The following is an 18,264-nucleotide window of genomic DNA, read 5'->3' as shown; positions in this document are numbered from 1 at the left end:
AAAAACTTTAAGTATTTTTGAAAAAGTCGTCAATTTGCTTTTGCTTATCGCTTTTGCTTGTTTTATCTTTGAAAAAATCATCAAATTTTTTTTGCAAATCGGGTTTAGGTGTTTCATAGTTATTTTGTAATGTTTTTTCAATCTCTGCCAGTTCTTGGGCTTCACTTTCGCTGAAAAAATCCTGAATAATTTTTGCTTGATTGCTTTTTTGTAGAAAGCTATCAATATTTATGCAAAAATTGCTGTTTTCGTCAAAAAAATCATCAATATTAGCTTCGGATAGATTTTTTTTACTTACGTCTTTGCCGAAAAAGCCCTCAAAAAGAGTTTCATTTTTGTTATCAGCCTGTTTTTCCCAGAATTCTTGTATAAGTTGCGACTTTTTTTGAGTTAAATTTTCTTTGACAAAATTTTCAGCAAGAGGCTTTTGCTTATCTTCTGGCGAGGTAGATTTGAAAAAGTCTTTACCTACGAGAGTTTCTAAATACTTTTGTTTATTTTTTTCTTGTTGTTCTTTTATCTTTTGTTCTTCTATTTCGGCTTCTTTTTGCAGGTTTTCAATGGATTTCTCGGAGATGTTTAAGCTTTCAAATTCTTTCAAGATAGGGTCTTCTTGCAAACCTGCTTCTACTTGCGTTTGAATAATAGAGGTTTCAAAGACATCAGTGTGAATATCAAGCTCTTGCAATTTTTGAGATAGTTCTTTTTGGGTTTGGGCGTTGGCGTATTCAGCCACAAGAATGGCTTTTTTGGATTTAGTACGGTCTAATTGCACTTTCATTTTGGAAACCTGCTTTTCCAACTTACGGATAGAGATTTCCATATCTTTGGCAATTTCTTGGTACTCTTTTACCTGCAGTTCGCAATCTGCTTTGTGGGTAAGTAGATTTTTGGCTTCTAAGCTATTACCCTGTTTTACCACTCGGAGAGCTTCCTTGCCTAATTCATAGGCTTTATATTGTAATTCGTTGCCCTTTTCTTGAATAGCTTTGTAATTCTTGGCAAGCAGGTTCAGTGAGGCAATTTCTTTACGAATTGCTTCTTCCATTTCCGCGATGGTTGCTTCTATAACCTTCTCAGGGATTTCGTCCTCTGCTTCTTTTTTAGTTTTTTTTAACCAGCCAAACATATCTTATTGAGTGTTTATGTGGTGAGAGTAAAAATTATTTCTACCAAGTTATGCAAAAAAAATGAAAAAAGCCACAAACACCCGAAATTTTTTTAAGGTATTGTGGCTTTTCTCTTGGGAAACGTACTTTCAGCGAATTTTGAACTTTTCACCTGCTACATACACAGAAACTCGCAAATTTTTTCCACCGAGCTTTATACCTTGCTTAATTTTGCTTTTTTTGGGATTTTCAAAAACAATCACTTGTGAATCTCCTACTACTTCGGCATTTTTGTTTTGTACCAAAATAGCAGTAGCTTCGTCTATACCTACACAAAGGTATTCAGGAAATTCAATAACAGCACTTAAAAGCCGATTGTGTCTGCTACGCACAAGGAAATGTTGGTCTATAATAGTTTTTTCCAGAAAGCCCATTCCCTCGCCAAACTCAATATTTTCTGCTTCAATAGTCTGAAAAGTCTGACTATAAGCAGGATAACGCTTTTCGTTGCCTGTAATCATTTTTTTACTCATCACAGCCGCCCCCGCCGAAGTGCCTGCTATCATTCCCCCTTGCTCATAACATTGCCAAATGGCTTGATAAAGAGCTGTTGTACGAATAGTTTTCATCAGTTTATTTTGGTCGCCTCCCGTGAAATAGATAAGTTTTGCGTTTTTTACACTATCCAAAGCGTTTTGTGATAAAGTGCTATGTAGAATAGCAAAAACTTTGATATTTCGTTCTGAAAATTGCTGTTTGGCATAAAAAACAGCGGAGTCAGGCTCACTGCTGGCAAAAGGAATAATCACCGCATAACCTCCTTTATCAAGAGTAGCTTCTTGCAACATTCTTTGCACAAGTTCGGGCGGTCTTTTGCCTCCGCCAATAATAAAAAGTTTGCCTTTTTGGGCAAAAGATGGAAAGACGGCAATCAGGCAACTCAATAGCAAAAAGTTTTTCATAAAAATTAGTTTTGAAGTACTTTCCATTTCATCAGTCCCCATTTGCATAGGCGATATTTGAGCGAAACTCCCAAAACGCCAAAGCCATATTTTACACTTCGGCGGAAATTGATTGAAGATGCCTCTTTGAAGTACTTTGTGGGGCAAGTAACTTCGGCAATTTCAAAGTTGTGCCAAAAGATTTGGGCAATCATTTCGTTGTCAAACACAAAATCATCAGAGTTGTGCGAAAAATCTAATTTTTTGAGTACCTCTGCTGAAAAAGCTCTGTATCCTGTATGGTATTCAGATAGTTTTTGGTTCATTAGCAAGTTTTGTGTAAAAGTAAGGATTCGGTTGGCGATGTATTTATACAGAGGCATTCCGCCTTTCAAAGCACCTTTGCCAAGTATGCGAGAACCAAATACCACAGGGTACAAGCCATTTCCGATAATAGAAATCATTGCTGTCAGTAGCTTGGGCGTGTATTGGTAGTCGGGGTGGAGCATAATGACAATATCAGCACCGAGTTCTAATGCCTTTTTATAGCAAGATTTCTGATTACCGCCGTAGCCTTTATTTTTTTCGTGAACGATAATATGTTTAATACCTAAATTTTGAGCTACTTGCACGGTGTTATCTTTACTAGCATCATCAACCAAAACCACTTCATCAACCAAATCAAAGGGGATTTCCTCGTAGGTTTGTTTCAAGGTTTTGGAAGCATTGTAAGCGGGTAATACAACAACTACTTTCTGATTTTTATACATAGGTAAAAAAATTGCTTGCAAAAAAAGTCAAATTTTGAAGTTTTTGCAAGCAAAGAATTCAAATTGTGAAAGGGGGTTGTGTCTTATTTGGCTACTGATTGTTTGATTTGCTCAAATTCGGCATCATCAACCTGAATACCTAATTGGGCAAGAACTTTATTCATCTGTTCGGTTTCAATTTTATCATCTCCGCTATTGGAAAGCAAAATCATATACATTGTTTCTACAAAACTTTTGCGTAGCGGTTTGAAAAAAGGATTGTACTTTTTGAGCAAAGGTTCAAGTTCCCACAGATATTGCAAGGCTTTGAGCCAATGCTCCTGATAAGTAGCAAAACTGGTAATCATAAAACGCATTTCGTGTTTGAAATCTTGCACGAAAACACTATCGTTCATTGTATTATCTGGTTCGGCAATACGTTTGAAAAGAGCGTGGGTATCTTCGTTGAGTTGTTCGTTGTAAAATTGCGAAGCCACTTTGGCGGCGTGGTCAAGTACTCTTTCTTCAAAAAAATCTATCTGGTGGTCTAAATTTACTCCTATCACTACGGGCAAAGCCACCAAAAGTTCCAACATTTGCTCGGCATTGAATACCAAGTTTCGTGATTGCATATACGGCGTAAGCTCAAACCGAATTGCCGTAATTTTATCTTGCAAAAAATCTACATCTGCTTTATTGACTTCCATAAAAGTTAAATTTAATTCTTTTTTGGGTAAATGGGTTTTCCGTACATTTCAATTTCTTCCAAAAGTCTTTGATTTTGAATTTGTTCAAAAATCTGCATATCTACCAAATAAGGAAAGTTGCTCTCGTTAATTTCCGCAATCAGTTTTGCAAGTTCTCTGTAAGAAACACAACTATTTTTAAGCACTAAATCTACATCGCTTCGTTCATTTTGTGTGCCTTTGGCTCTTGAACCATAAAGAATTACTTCTTTGATATTGGGGTATTTTTCAAAGATTTTCAGCAGAATATCCCAGTGTTTCTGACTAATACCCGCTATCATTCTTGTTTTAGCTTTTCAAACAAATCTGCAAGTAAATCTACAAATTTATTCTGAATATTTGCAATAACTTGTTCAGAAAGAGCAAAATTGTAAGTATGACTAATAGCATTACGAAAATCAATCATTGCGAGCCACTCATCAATCGCATCAATATATTTGTAATGGAAAGCCGTTTTCAGAACCATTTTAGGAGAAATTTTATCTAATATCACTCCTTCAAACTCCATTCTTTCTTTGAGTGTTTTCCAAGCAAGTTCTATGGTAAATTCAAAACGTTGAATAATGCCTTCCTTTTCTAACAAGGATAGTTTAGAAACATCTAAAAACTTTATTTCTTGCAAAAGAGCGACTGCTTTGCTGAAATTTTGTAATTTATATTTCCATTTATCTTCGTAACCCATACATTATTTGAAGGATTGCATATACTTGAATGCCCCCCAATCTTCTTTTTGAAGTTTATGGTTGGCATTAGTGGGTTGTTGTAAAATCTTTTCAGAACTCATAGTTCTTTGCAGAATGCCCGTAGTAAGATACGTGATAGCGTCTTGCAAACAGGCTTCTTGGGTATCGCCAAAATTTCGGCTTACATCATCAATTTGAATTTTATCGGGCTGTAATCCATCAAAATAATCGCCAAAACCATTAGCGTTAAAGGACTGAAACGCTACGGGAGCTACTACATAATTTGCCGCTGCATTGCTTTTATCCATAATGATAGGTACCACAGGAAAGCCTACAGGTTTGCCCGAAGTGGCTCTACCGATAATTTTCACTTCCATATAAGGTTTTAAGGCATTGATAACCAGCTCGCTTGCCGAAGCCGTTGAACCTGTCGTGATAAACACTACTCTACTCAAATTCAGTTTAGGGGTAGGATTGTTGAATTTGGTAGTAGCATTAAAATTTTTGTAGCGTTCATTCCAACGTTCTTGAAGCATTATTTGTCCATTGGCAGAGGCAGGAGCAATAAGATTGCAAAGATGATGTGCCAAATAAACATAACCGCCTGTATTGTAACGCAAATCTACTACTAATTCATCAGCACCAGCACTGGCAAAGAAATCAAAAGTTTGGTTGAGTTCTGTTTCGGTAGCTTTGCCGTTGTTTGCTCCTAAAAAGCCATTTAGTACCAAATAGGCAATTTTTTTTCCGCTTGTATTTACGACTTGCTTGTGCAAAACAAAGTTAGCCGAATAATTTTCAGGCGTAAGCGTAATTGTTTCTGTGGTATTGTTGGGTTTTTGAAACTGAATGGTTACGCTATTGCTTGCAAAAAGAGCCTCATTGAGTTGGTTAATGGTACTTGCTGAAGTATCAGGCACGATATTATTCACTTTTAGCAAACGCCAACCTCGCTGAATACCTTTTTTACCCGCCGCCGAATTGGCATATACAAAAGAAATGCGTAAATCATTGGGCGTAAGGAAGCGATACCCACAACCATAATCTACTCGGTTGCCTGCGGAGGCATTGTCCCAGTCTATTTTCCGAGAAACGAAGGAAAATCTATCGGCACGCTTGCCACCAATTACAGGACTAAACGTTCTGACTGATAGAATTACCTCTTCGGGCGAGGCGTAATTTTTGGGCTTAAAAGTGAAAATATCGGGCAAATTATCTGTCCAAAGGTACAACTCTTTGGAATAAATATACACGCTATCCCGAATATCAGTTCCTACTTGATAAATCTCGGTTCGTGGGCGACAAGAAAATAACCCAAATCCTACAAATATCCAGAATAAAAAACGCAAATGTTTCATAGATAAAGTGTTTTGAGCAAATTTAAGAGTTTTATTTGAAATTCTTACGAAAACAATACAAAATTTACTCACAAGCCAACAGCAGGATTTTACCTCATTATTTTATTCTCAATTTATTTTTTCTTGCTACTGAAAACTTTTTTTCAGAAATTGCCTTGCTTTTGAAATATACCACTATGCAAGAAAATCTCCCTTCTACGCTCAGCAAAGAACTTTTAGAGGAGCTACAAAATGCCATTGAAAATCTTGATGTTGCTTTTATCAAAAGCAAAATAGAGGACGAATTGCACCCTGCCGATATTGCCGCTTTGGTGTATGAACTGCAAGAGGAAGAGGCTCATTTCTTGCTTGAAAATTTAAGTGTAGAAGTAGCCTCGGAGGTTTTAAGCGAACTTGACGAGGATATTCGCAAAGATTTTTTCAAAAAACTTTCTTATGAAAAACTGGCTGAGTACATCAATCTGATGGATTCTGATGATGCCGTGGATATTCTCAAAGAGTTGGATATTCAGGTGCGTGAGGAAGTAATTGCCACATTACGAGACCGCCAAAAAGCTCGTAACATCATTCATCTTTTACCTTATGAGGAAGGCACGGCGGGAGCACTAATGGCAAAAGAGCTTATCAAGGCGAATATCAATTGGAACATCAAGCAGTGCATTGAAGAAATCCGCCGACAGGCCGAAAAAGTGGAAAAAGTGTATTCCATTTATGTAGTAGATGATAAAAACATTTTGAAGGGTAGAGTTTCTCTGAAAAAAATTATTTTGAGTAGCGATGATACGCTCATTGCTGATATTTACGAAGATGAAGATATTGTAGCAGTAGAAAGTTATCGTACGCAAGACGAGGTTGTTGAGATAATGCAAAAATATGATTTAGAAGCTATTCCTGTGGTGAATGTGCAAGGAAAACTCTTGGGACGTATTACAATTGATGATATTGTTGATGTAATTCAGGAGAGAGCCGATGCCGAAAGACAAGCTATGTCGGGGCTTTCGGGGGATACCGAAGAAGATGATAGTGTATGGCAATCCGTAAAGGCTCGTTTGCCTTGGCTTATTATCGGAATGGCAGGAGGAATGCTTGCCGCCTCGGTTACGGATATGCTTGGGCAACCTGTGATTTTATTAGTATCTGTACTCGCCAATTTCACTACACTGATTGCAGGTACAGGGGGAAATGTAGGTATTCAGTCTTCTTCGGTGATTTTACAAAGTTTGGCTCACAAATCTGTTTTTGAATTAAGCACTTTTCAGAGGCTTTTTAAGGTGCTTTTAATCGCTCTTTTGAATGGTACGATTTTAGGAATTTTGGTGCTTTTGTTTTGCCTAATTTTTGGTTATGAAATAAAAGTAGCCATCGTAGTATCGGCGGCTTTGTTTTCGGTGATTTTGCTCGCTTCTTTCACAGGTACGCTTACGCCTCTGGTGCTAAATCGTTTAGGCTTTAATCCTGCATTAGCCGCAGGACCTTTCATCACTACGGCTAATGACCTCATTGGCTTGGCGGTGTATTTTTCGGTAGCTCGGCTCATTTATCATATCTGACCTTGCAACCATTTCTGCCCTACCCATACCTCTGTGAAAGCTCCTGTGTTGTGCTCGCCTGCGATTTTTTTAGATAAGCTCAACATTTCCTTGTTATCAGCAGAAACCATAAAAATAAACTCCTTTGATAAATTTTGCTTAACAATTTTTTCAACAGCTTGAACAATTAAAGCAATACTAGCTTTTGTCCCTCTATAATCTTTATCAACAAAATAAGACGTAACTTGCACTTGTTGCTCACCAATTTTATGTATTATAATCCAGCCGACTATTTTTTCGTTGTATCTCAAAACAAAACTACCTTCTGCTACTAATAAATCAGGTAATTGAAAAGGTGAAAGCTCATCAGGGTACCAGTTTTCGGATACTTTTTTTCGTTTGATGTAATTTAATTCTGTTTCAGTAAGTTCTACCCATTTAGTTACATAAAAGTTTGCAGGAAAATCTTTGATTTGGAACCAAGGCAAATCACAAACCTGCTTGTAAGCTAATTTTACGAGTATGGTTCTTTTTTCAGGTTTGTTCCAAGCGAGTTTCTGCAAAAGTGTGGGCATCCACTTAAAGCTCTCCCAATTGTTTTGGAAAATGATATTCAAATAATTTATTTGATTATTGAGAGCAATTTTTTCTGCAACTCTTAAAATCTGCGAAGCGATACCACGCCTGCGATGCTCTTCTTTTACCCAAAGACTTAATATTTTCATTAGGCTGTGTGGTTGGTTGTGTAAAAGTTCTAATACTGCCAATCCAACTTTTTCACCATTATAGGTGGCTTCTACTACGAAAAAAGGTTCTTTCAGGTTTCTTACTTTGCTTTTTTGTCTGAAACTTGGAAAAGTATAAGGCTCAAATTTCTGAATAACTTCTTGGGTACTCAAGTTCCGATATACATTGTAATTGTAGCTCATAATGAAAGGTTTTGAGAAAGTTTTTTTCAAAAAAACAAAAAAAAATTTGGCAAATCAAAAAAAATGTAATAATTTACACCTCAATTTTAAGAAACCACAATTTAACCATAAAACGGCGAAAAATTATGAAGCATTTTTTATCACAAAAATACAAAAACGCTGTTTGCAAGTACAAAAAATTCAGGGCACGTTTTGAAAAAAGTTTGCAGGAAGGTCTTTCTGCTCACAAAAAGCAAAGCCTGTATCAGCGTTTGAAAAAGCTACACAATCAGATTGTACGTTTAGAAACACAGCTCAAATGGGCGGTTTCGGCGGGAGCCTTGTCTTTGGCACTTACAGCTTTACCCAGTCCTGATGCATTAGCACAAGGCAAGTTCAAATATTTCGAGAGGAAAATCAACCTTGAACCCAAAACAGGTTATGTAGCTCAATCTGCTCCTACTTATCCTACTTTTGCAGATTTAGATAATGACGGAGATAAGGACCTCGTTATCGGACTTTACAACGGTGGAATCTTATTCTACCAAAGAAACGACACTACGGGGCTTGTTTATACACTTATTGGTAACGACGATGACCGCAGTCCTTTCAAGAGTTCTGCTTCAGATTTGGCAGGGTATGCTTATCTCAGTCCCTCTTTTGCTGATGTTGATGGAGACGGGGATATGGATTTGCTTGTGGGAACAAGTGACTTTTATTATGGCTACGTAACTCTTTTCAAAAATGTAGATGGTGATTTTGTTGCCTTTGGTGGTGCCGCTAACCCTTTCTTGCAGGCTTATACTTATGGGGGGCTTTTTGTCGGTGGAGCACGTGGCGAAATGCTAGATAACGACCAAGATGGTGATTTAGACCTGTTTGTTTCTGGTTGTAACACCGATAAATATGAGATAATAGTAAGGTATTATGAAAATGAGGAAGACAATACAGGTGTATTTACCCCCAGAACTGGTTCTGCCAATCCTTTGAATCATGTTTCTATTGCTCCTACTCCTCCCTACTTCTATGCTGTATATTCATCATTAGTATTTGCTGATGGTGATAATGATGGTGATATAGACGCTTATGTGAGCGAAAAGTACGGTAGAGTGTATGAGTATAAAAATAATGGTAGTAATGTATTCGGACCACAAACTGTTCATCCTACTCTTACTTTTGCACCTCCTTACTACTTTGCTATCACTCCAGCCTTTGAAGATTTTGACAATGATGGTGATTTAGATGTTATTTATGGGGACAAATATTTTCAAACTTTGCCCTACAAGAAAAACAACGGCAGTGGAGTATTCACCTTGGTAGATTATGATGTAAATGCTCCTACAAATGTAGATTTTGATATTGAGCAAGAGTTAGTTCCTGCCGTATACAATATGTCAAGCACAGCTACTGCGGATTTAGATGCAGACGGAGATTTAGATGCAGTAACATTTAGCTATTATGGGGATACCTACTTATTCAGAAATTTAGGAAGTAATGAAAAACCTAATTTTGAGCTGGTAACTGCCCCTAATGCTTTTACACCGCTTAATGGGCTCACCTTCATTCCTACAATAGAATTAGTTGATTTTGATAATGACGGCGATGCTGACCTGGTTGTAAAGGATTATTATGCATCTGTACCTCGCTATTTTAGAAACAATAACAATGCTTCTTTCACTGAACTAACTGGGGGAAGCAATCCCTTTGCTTCTGTGAATATTCTCAATTTTGCAAAAATACAAGTAATAGATTATGATAAAGATGGCGATTTTGATTTGATTGCAGGAGATGCTACTTCTATCAGAGTGTTTAGAAATAATGGAGCTAGCTTTACGGAACTCACTGGTACAAATAACCCATTCAATGCCGTAAATACAACTTTAGCGGCGACTACTGCACCTTTTAAGGGTATTTCCCCTACGTTAGTTGATGTAGATAATGATGGCGATTTAGACTTGTTATTTGGTACTTTTAACAATTTGAATGATCCTTCTACTACCGCCAGTCCTGATTTTGATAGAACTTTGCTGTATTATTACAAAAATGATAATGGCAACTATGTAGCAAGTGTTGCCGATAATCCTTTCAATACATTCGCTTGCAACCGCTTGGCTCTATTAGAAGTTGGTGATATTGATGCAGATAACGATTTAGATGCAGTAATAGGAGAGTTTAGGACGGCCGCTCGTGTCCGCTACTTTGAGCGTGTAGGCAACAATTCTTGTCCGAAAGTGCAAGAAATGCTTCGCGAAGTCAATGCCAACCAGACCTATGAGTTTAGGAAAGAAGAATTTAGAGAAGTGTATAGCGATGAGCCCGATACCAAAAACAAAGATTTCCCTAAAATAAAAATTCTTATTCCTCCTGCCCACGGTAAGCTAATGGTAGGTGGTGAAGTAGCTACTTTCGGGCTTGAGATTCCATACGCAGGTCTGGATAAAATGGTCTATGAACCTAAAAATGGCTTCACAGGCATAGATAACTTCGTATGGGCGGCTTTTGACCCTGTAGGCGAGTGTTATTCTAATGGTGGTAATGTTCGTTTTGGGGTTGGTACTGATGTAACAGCCATCAACGATGACCTCGTAGGTTCGGTAGTAGTATTCCCTAACCCTGCCAAAGATAAATTCCATATCAATTTGGATAGAAATTTAGCGGGTAAGGTAGAAATAAAACTCTACAACACATTAGGCGGAGTGGTTCATACAGCTACTTACCAAAACCCTGCTGATGTGCGTAGCATAGATGTTTCTAAATTGCCAAATGGCTTGTACATCTTGCAAATCAGCAATGAGGGTAAGAGCGGCGTTTTCAAGCTCGTAAAAGAGTAAAATTTATACTTTATTACCTTAAAAATCCCCACTTTTTGGGGATTTTTTATTTGGCGATATTGTTTTTTTGATGATTTTTTTTCACTTTTGAAAGGCATTGTAAGATCTTTTCATCAATGAAATCCTCTACCCAAGAACTCAAAAACTTTGAATTTGGCAACGCTACTGATGTAGGGAAAGTCCGCTCTAATAACGAAGACTATTTGGGCTATTTTCAAACACCCAATGGGCATTTATTTGTGCTTTGTGATGGTATGGGTGGGCATCAGGCAGGTGAAAAAGCCTCTCAACTTGCTGTAGAAAGTCTAAAAGATTTTTTTAACAAAGAATTTTATACCAGCCCCCAAGAGGCTCTTCGGAAAGCTATTGTTGAAGCCAATTGGATAATTTTTTCAACTTCCCAAAAATTCAGCGAATATGCAGGAATGGGAACAACCCTTGTAGCAGTGCTTATTCGGGACAATCAAGTTTTTTATGCACACGTAGGCGATAGCCGTTTGTATTATTTTGAACAAGCTACACAAACTTTGCATCGTATTACCAAAGACCATTCCTTTGTGCAGGAACTAGTAGATAGGGGGCTTATCAAAGATGAAGACGCTGAAAAGCACCCTCGTAAAAATGAAATTTTACGTGCATTGGGTATTCATCAAGAAGTTGTACCCGAAGTAGGGACTTTGCCTATCTTACCTGCTGATAATGACTTGCTCTTGCTCTGTTCCGATGGCTTGAATGGTATGATAAGCGATTTTCAAATCGCTGAAATTATTACAGATAAAACGCTCAATATTCTGCAACGTACCCAAAAACTCATAGAAAAAGCCAACGAAGCAGGCGGAACGGATAATATTACCGTCCAACTCGTTCGTTTTTATGCCCAACAACGCTCTCAGGCTACCTTACCTGCTGGTATCTATAAGTCAGTAGTTCTTACCCAATTGCCTTCGGGAAAAAAAATCTCATCTAAACACTATATTTTGGGGGGAGTGATTGCTGTGGTAGCCTTGCTTGTAGGGGTGTGGGCTTTTCAGCATAGTGGTACGGCTGAAAAAAAATCCACAGACACTTTGCAAGCCAAACCTACCCCCGATTACTCACAACGCAAATACCCTGTGGAAAATAAGCAGGAAAATGAAGAATATACCCAACCCAAAGACTCTACCGAAAAGAAAAAAGATACCAAACTAAAACCTAAGCCAACCGAAAAAGACGAGAAAAAACAAGAAAAAACAGATAAAAAGACTACTGAAAATCCTAAAAAAGATACTAAAACAACTGATGCAAAGTCTAATACTCAAAAAAATAACCCTAAAAACACTCAACAAAACAAGTCTAAAACTGAACAAAAATGAAAGGGCGTGTAGTTGGTAAATATGTGATAGATGAATTGATTGGAGAGGGTGGAATGGGGGCTGTCTATAAGGCTCATCATCAGAGCATAGATAGAAAAGCCGCTGTAAAGGTTCTTTCCCCACAATTTTCAAAAAATCCTCACCTCAAAGAGCGTTTTAAGAATGAAGCCGCTACAATGGCTCGGCTCAATCATTCGGGTATTGTAACACTATACGATTATGTAGAGGAAGGAGACGAGGCTTTTTTGATAATGGAATTTGCCGAAGGTTTGCCTCTGGATACAATTATAGAAAAAAACGGAAAACTCCCCGAACCACTTGCCCAAGAATTGCTTATTCAAATGGCAGAGGCTTTGGCGTATGCTCATAGTCAGGGGGTTATTCATAGAGATATTAAGCCCTCTAATTTTATCATAAGTCCTGAAAATAGGGTTAAAGTATTAGATTTTGGCATTGCCAAAATGTTAGATGAAACCTCTCGCCATCTGACTAAAACAGGTATGCGAATGGGGTCTATTTATTTTATGAGTCCCGAGCAGGTACGAGGGGATAAAGATATTACTCATCGCACGGATATTTACTCGCTGGGGCTTACTTATTACGTAATGCTCATTGGAGAGTACCCTTTGGCTCATCATACTTCCGAATATGCGATTTATGATGAAATTGTCAATAAAGATTTTATTGACTTTAATAAGTTGAAAGGCAAAATCTCTGATAAATCTATCGAACTGATACGTAAGTGCTTACAACGCAATCCGCAAGAACGTTTTGCCACAGCTCTTGAAATAGTAAAGTTTCTGAAAGAAAAAGAAACCCCCATTAACAAACCTATTGAAGTTCAACCTAAAATAGAACCTAAACCTATTCCACAAGAAAAGCCTGATGTAAAAATTCAGGAACAGCCAAAAACTTTTCAGCACCCCAGCGTGGTCTCTGCTCCACCTCCCAAAAAAAGTCGTGCTTGGAAATGGATTTTGGGTATATTATTAGCTTCGTTTTTAGCTTATTTTTTCATTCCTGAGGTTCGTTATTTTGTTACTTACGAATTATGGCATTTATTGGGTAAAAAAGAAAGTTATTCGCAAAATACAGACAATACATCAGAAGAAGCAGGAGGTTACAAAATGTATGTAACTGCTACCAGCTTAAACTTACGAGATTATCCTCAAACAGGCAATGTACTTACCGTAATTCCTTATGCAAGCGAAGTGTATGTAATCAACGAAATTACGACGGATTCTAATTGGGTAGAAATACGATATAAGAATTATAGAGGCTATGTTTTTAAGCATTACATCGCTGACCACCCTCGCCCTGTGTATAAAGTGATTGCTTCGCAAGCCTATTTCTATCAGGAGCCTACTTTGGACTATCCGACAAATGCTTATGTAATTGCAGGGCAGTTTGTACTTGCAGAAGAAGAACGTAATGGCTTTATTTATACGAATTTCCACTATGGTGGAAAGGTTACCAGTGGTTGGTTGTATAAGTATGATTTAGAACGAGTAAAATGATGTTTCCTTTTGGGATTTGCCTTTTAGATATTGTACCCCTGCGTGCCGACCCAAGCGACAAAGCAGAACAAGTTACGCAGTTGCGTTTTGGCGAAGTGTTGGAAGTTTTGGAAATAAGTGAAAATCAGAAATGGCTGAAAGTTCAAAACTTTTTGGATAAGTATGTGGGTTGGGTAGATGCATTGCAGATAAAGCCTATTAGCGAGAGTTTTTTTGAGCGTTACACGCAAAATCTCACTGCTCACGCTATTGTAAGTAGTATTCACGCCCAAGCCATTGAACTTGATGAAAAAAGAAATTTTGTGAATACCACTTGGATAAGTAAGGGGGCAATTTTGCCATTTTACCAAATTCGTAAAGATAAAGCCATCATCAAACCGCGTGATACCTACTTTTTTGAAATAGATAGTATTTCTTTTCGCTTTCGTGGAAATGTGTATTCTCGTAATGAATTTTCTGATAAAGATTTGGTAAATCGGGCAATGGCGTACCAAAATGTTCCTTATTTGTGGGGAGGAAAAAGTTTTTGGGGGCTGGATTGTTCGGGCTTTGTGCAAGAAGTGTGGAAAACTTTTGGAATTTATTTACCCCGCGATGCTTATCAACAGGCTAATTTGGGTACAGAAGTCAAATTTTCTGACTTAAAAACTGCGGATATTGCATTTTTCCAAAGAGAAAACCGAGTTATCCACACGGGTATTGTTTGGGTAAAAAACCGAGTTATCCACATTATACACGCAAGAGGACGAGTGCGTGTGGATAGGTTAGACGAAACAGGCATCTTGGACGTAGAAACCCAAACTTATTCGCATTTTAATCATAGTTTCCGCCGAATAGTGTAGCCTTGCCAATTCAAGCATAATTTTTGCTGTTTTTTGTCAAAAATTTTACTACACCAACTTTCTGAAATCTTGTAGGTTTCAAGCAACAATGTTTTTGTTTTTGGGCAAATATTGTCTCTCCCCGAAAAATTCCCTTTCTGATATGGGGTTTAAGTGGATTGTTTTTTTTATTTTTGGTTTGCCTTTTAGCATTGTAGCCCAAGAACGTTGTAAAAAAATTGCTTTTACCGATAAAATTACTGATACACTTTCTATTTTGCCTAATAGCTTTCGTTTTCAAAGTAATGATACTTCACTAAAAGTTATTTTTGATTTTTCAAGAAATGAGGCTTTTTTGCAAAGTAAGCACAACTACACCCCGCAAGATAGCATTTGGCTGTGTTATGAAGTTTTACCTTTTTCTTTGAAAAAAAAATTACAAAAACGCCCTTCCGTAGATACACTTTCGTTTTTTATTGTGCCGCTTGTGCCTATTGAGCAACAAGGAATCATCAAAGAGCGGGAGGGTATTTTTTCAAGCGATAGCTTGCAAAAAACAGGAGCTATTTACAGAGGCATTGCTTTGGGCAATCAGCAAAGTGCCGTAACTAATTCTACCCTGAACTTGCAACTTGAAGGCAAACTTAGTCCCGAAATTTCCCTCAAAGCCCTTATTACCGACCAGCAAGTACCTTTTCAGCCCGAAGGCAATACCCAACAAATTCAGCAGTTGGATAGGGTTTTGGTAGAATTACAAAGTAAAACGACTACCCTGCAAGCAGGAGATATTGTTATGCAAAATCAGCCTTCGGAGTTTCTGCGTTTTTACAAGAATGTGCAAGGCGTGCAATTGGAAAGCAACCAAAAATACGCTGATAGCTCGCAGTCAAAAACTACTTTGGGTATAGCTCTTGCCAAAGGACGTTTCGCTTCTACGGCTATTGTACCGCTTGAAGGCGTACAAGGTCCTTACCGCTTACGTGGTGCTAATAATGAGCGTTTTATCGTGATTATCGCTAATACAGAGCAAGTTTTTGTAGATGGCAAACTGCTTCGGCGGGGCTTTGATGCCGACTACGTGATAGATTACAATTTAGCAGAAATTACTTTCAACCCCAACATTCTTATTACGCAATATACTCGCATACGAGTAGATTACGAATATACAGAACGTAATTATGCCCGTACCAATACAAAGGCTTTGCATATTCAGAAATGGAAAAAATGGGAAATTTTTGGGCAATATTATGCCGAAACAGACAATCCTCGTAACCCCTTGACGCTCAGCCTTACTGATGAACAAAAATTACAACTTTCGCAAATTGGTGATAACATTCAACAAGCCTTTGTTAGTACTGCTGATTCAGTAACATTTTCGCAAAACCTAATTCTCTATGAAAAAAAAGATACTCTCACAAGTTCAGGATTTTACCAAGATATTTTCGTTTATTCACAAAACCCACCAAAAGCCTATTGGCAGGTAAATTTCACAGAAGTTGGTGCTAACAAAGGGAATTACATTCTCAAAAGCACTTTGCAAAATGGCAGAATTTTTCAGTGGGTAGAGCCTATTGGTGGCGTTCCACAAGGCAATTTTGAACCCATAGCCCTTGTGCCACTGCCCCAAAAAAGACAAATGATAAGTACAGGAATAAATTTCAAACCCACCGAGTACGAAAAAATTTCTGCTGAAATGGCTTTTTCTCAAAGAGATTTGAACCGATTTTCTAAAATTGATGACCAAGACAATAACGGCACAGCCTTCAAAATCACAGCAGAACAAAAAAATCGCTTTCACTGGAAAAAATATGCCTTGCAAAAAAGTATTTCCTACGAATACAATAGTCCTACTTTCTTGCCCATTGATAGGTTTCGTCCCATAGAGTTTAACCGAGATTGGAATTTGAATTTGGATACTTTGAGCATACCCGACCGCCAAACCGAACATATTGCTCATTTAGAGTTTTCCTTGCGAAAAGATGTGCAAAATTATATTTCCACCAAACATTTCTACCGAAAACGTGGGCAGACAAACGACGGGTTTCAACATTATTTTAATCTTTCGCAAAAGTTAGGAAATTTTCTACTCAAAGGCGATTTTTTTGCTCTCAATGCCTTACAGCCTCAACCTAATAATTCTGCTCGGTGGCAAAGAGTTAATGTGGAGCTTGCTCATCAAGGCAGAAAATGGCAAAAAGGTTACGCTTTCAACTTGGACAAAAATACCCTTCGCAAACGCGAGAACGACTCCATTTTTTTTACGGCTATGCACTTTGATGAACACAAAGTTTTCTTGCAAACTGCTGATAGCCTTGCTACACGCTTCCGCACCGAATATAGTTACCGCACTGATAATCAGCCTATTGCAGGAAAAATGAGGCTCCGTACCATAGCCCAAACCTTTCAAGGTGTTTTGCAAACCAAAACTTCTGCCAAAGAAAATCTTAAATTACAAGCAACATATCGGAATGTACAAAATTTTATTTTGTCAAATCAAAACGAGGAAAATCTAATGGGGCGTTTGGAATGGCAACGTAGTTTTTGGCAAAAAAATATTCGCTCCGAACTGATTTGGCAAAATGTCTCTTCACGCGAATTGAGACGTGAATTTAGTTTTATACAAGTGCCTACGGGGCAAGGTACGCATACGTGGCGTGATGATAACAGCAATGGTATTGCCGAACTCACCGAATTTTATTTGGCTCTCAATCCTGACGAAAGACAATACGCTAAAATTTTCACCCCCACAGATAGCTATCTGAAAGCCTTTGCTACTGATTTGAACTATCGTCTTAATTTGCAAATGCCTACTGCTTGGCTGAATGTACCAAATTTTAAGAAAATACTTGCTCAATTTTCGGTTATTGGCAGTGCTTTAATTCGTAGGAAAACTATTGAGAATGACTTTTTAAGAAGAGTTTTTCCTTTTTCAAAAATTCAGAATGAAAACCTGCTTTCGGCACAGGAGAATATTCGGGGGGTATTGTTTTTTAAGCGTGGCAATCCTGATTTAGGGGCAGATTTGAGTTTTAGCTCCAATAGGCAAAAGCAACTCCTTACAAACGGGTTTGAAACTCGCTTGCAAGAAGAAAAAGGCTTGAATTTTCGGAAAAATTTAGGCAAGCAGTGGAATTTGCAATGGCAAAGTAAGCATATCAACCTTCGCAATGCTTCAGATTTCCTTGTAAATCGTAATTTTTGGGTAGAAACGTGGGGTTTTCAGCCACAAGTAGCTTTTCAACCCACACAAAATTTACGAATTTCAGTAGCTAACCTGCAAAGTTTCAAAAGGAATCTTTTAGGCAATGAAAAAAATCACCAACAAGAGTGGAGCGGAGAAATTCGTTGGAGCAAACCCGCCTCTTTTGTATTTTCGGCTCAAATTCGTTGGGTAGATATGAATTTTTTTGGCGAAACGCAGTCGCCTGTGGCATACGAAATGTTAGAGGCTTTACAAGTAGGCAAAAATTGGGTATGGACAGCCTCTTACCAACAACGGCTTGCAAGCGGCTTGCAAATCAATTTTTTGTATAATGGCAGAAAAATGCCTAACACAGAGCGTATTATTCACTTCGGGCAAGTGCAAGCGGGGGTTTTGTTCTAAAAAAAGAGGCAAGGTGCAAGGGTGAGAAATCTTGTGCTGTATTCGGGTTGCTAATTTTAGAGTTTTTTAAGATTTACCCATAAAAACCATTTACGTAATTTGTAGCTTTACGAAAA

Annotated in this window: 14 protein-coding genes; 6 read left to right on the top strand and 8 right to left on the bottom strand. The window is 37.9% G+C overall.

Translation table 11 applies throughout. The annotated features are described in order from the left end of the window. Positions 1–7: 7 nt before the first annotated feature. From Rain11_RS04075 to Rain11_RS04045, 7 genes are all read right to left on the bottom strand, one after another. A complete protein-coding gene (locus tag Rain11_RS04075; protein WP_101358063.1) occupies positions 8–1,129 on the bottom strand; it encodes a PspA/IM30 family protein in 1,122 nt (373 codons plus the stop codon). A gap of 129 nt (positions 1,130–1,258) precedes the next feature. Then, a complete protein-coding gene (locus tag Rain11_RS04070) occupies positions 1,259–2,071 on the bottom strand; it encodes a cyanophycinase (RefSeq protein WP_101358109.1) in 813 nt (270 codons plus the stop codon). A gap of 5 nt (positions 2,072–2,076) precedes the next feature. Then, on the bottom strand, positions 2,077–2,820 hold the full coding sequence (locus tag Rain11_RS04065) for a glycosyltransferase family 2 protein (protein WP_101358110.1): 744 nt from the start codon (positions 2,818–2,820) through the stop codon (positions 2,077–2,079). Between the two features lie 83 nt (positions 2,821–2,903). Beyond that, complete coding sequence (locus Rain11_RS04060) at positions 2,904–3,506, bottom strand: hypothetical protein (RefSeq protein ID WP_101358062.1); 603 nt, start codon at positions 3,504–3,506, stop codon at positions 2,904–2,906. Between the two features lie 11 nt (positions 3,507–3,517). Continuing rightward, positions 3,518–3,826 (bottom strand): nucleotidyltransferase domain-containing protein, encoded by a 309-nt coding sequence (locus Rain11_RS04055; protein ID WP_101358061.1) that lies wholly within the window; start codon positions 3,824–3,826, stop codon positions 3,518–3,520. Continuing rightward, positions 3,823–4,227: a nucleotidyltransferase substrate binding protein gene (locus Rain11_RS04050; protein WP_101358060.1), complete on the bottom strand. Its 405-nt coding sequence runs from the start codon at positions 4,225–4,227 to the stop codon at positions 3,823–3,825. Before Rain11_RS04050 ends, Rain11_RS04055 begins: the two co-directional genes overlap by 4 nt. A gap of 3 nt (positions 4,228–4,230) precedes the next feature. Then, positions 4,231–5,586 (bottom strand): S41 family peptidase, encoded by a 1,356-nt coding sequence (locus Rain11_RS04045; RefSeq protein WP_101358059.1) that lies wholly within the window; start codon positions 5,584–5,586, stop codon positions 4,231–4,233. Between the two features lie 35 nt (positions 5,587–5,621). Between Rain11_RS04045 and mgtE the strand changes: the two genes are divergently transcribed. Continuing rightward, positions 5,622–7,136: a magnesium transporter gene (gene mgtE, locus Rain11_RS04040; protein WP_317042743.1), complete on the top strand. Its 1,515-nt coding sequence runs from the start codon at positions 5,622–5,624 to the stop codon at positions 7,134–7,136. On the opposite strand, the gene Rain11_RS04035 is transcribed toward mgtE, so the two are convergent. Then, on the bottom strand, positions 7,127–8,044 hold the full coding sequence (locus tag Rain11_RS04035) for a GNAT family N-acetyltransferase (RefSeq protein WP_101358058.1): 918 nt from the start codon (positions 8,042–8,044) through the stop codon (positions 7,127–7,129). The two genes, mgtE and Rain11_RS04035, sit on opposite strands and share 10 nt — an antisense overlap. 125 nt (positions 8,045–8,169) lie before the next feature. On the opposite strand from Rain11_RS04035, the gene Rain11_RS04030 reads away from it, so the two are divergent. The 5 genes from Rain11_RS04030 (at position 8,170) to Rain11_RS04010 (ending at position 18,148) form a co-directional block, all read left to right on the top strand. Further along, a complete protein-coding gene (locus Rain11_RS04030; protein WP_133121498.1) occupies positions 8,170–10,854 on the top strand; it encodes a T9SS type A sorting domain-containing protein in 2,685 nt (894 codons plus the stop codon). A 116-nt stretch (positions 10,855–10,970) separates the two neighbouring features. Further along, positions 10,971–12,206, top strand: a complete 1,236-nt coding sequence (locus Rain11_RS04025; RefSeq protein ID WP_101358056.1) for a Stp1/IreP family PP2C-type Ser/Thr phosphatase — start codon at positions 10,971–10,973, stop codon at positions 12,204–12,206. After that, entirely contained in the window at positions 12,203–13,723 is a 1,521-nt protein-coding gene (locus Rain11_RS04020) for a serine/threonine-protein kinase (RefSeq protein WP_101358055.1), read from the top strand. The genes Rain11_RS04025 and Rain11_RS04020 overlap by 4 nt, the downstream gene beginning before the upstream one ends. Continuing rightward, entirely contained in the window at positions 13,720–14,565 is an 846-nt protein-coding gene (locus Rain11_RS04015; protein WP_101358054.1) for a C40 family peptidase, read from the top strand. The genes Rain11_RS04020 and Rain11_RS04015 overlap by 4 nt, the downstream gene beginning before the upstream one ends. A gap of 142 nt (positions 14,566–14,707) precedes the next feature. Beyond that, positions 14,708–18,148: a hypothetical protein gene (locus tag Rain11_RS04010; RefSeq protein WP_101358053.1), complete on the top strand. Its 3,441-nt coding sequence runs from the start codon at positions 14,708–14,710 to the stop codon at positions 18,146–18,148. Positions 18,149–18,264: the final 116 nt, after the last annotated feature.

Origin of the sequence: Raineya orbicola (genome assembly GCF_002843425.1) — a bacterium.
GTDB classification, from domain to species: Bacteria; Bacteroidota; Bacteroidia; order Cytophagales; family Thermonemataceae; genus Raineya; species Raineya orbicola.
This window is presented reverse-complemented; position numbering and strand designations above follow the sequence as displayed.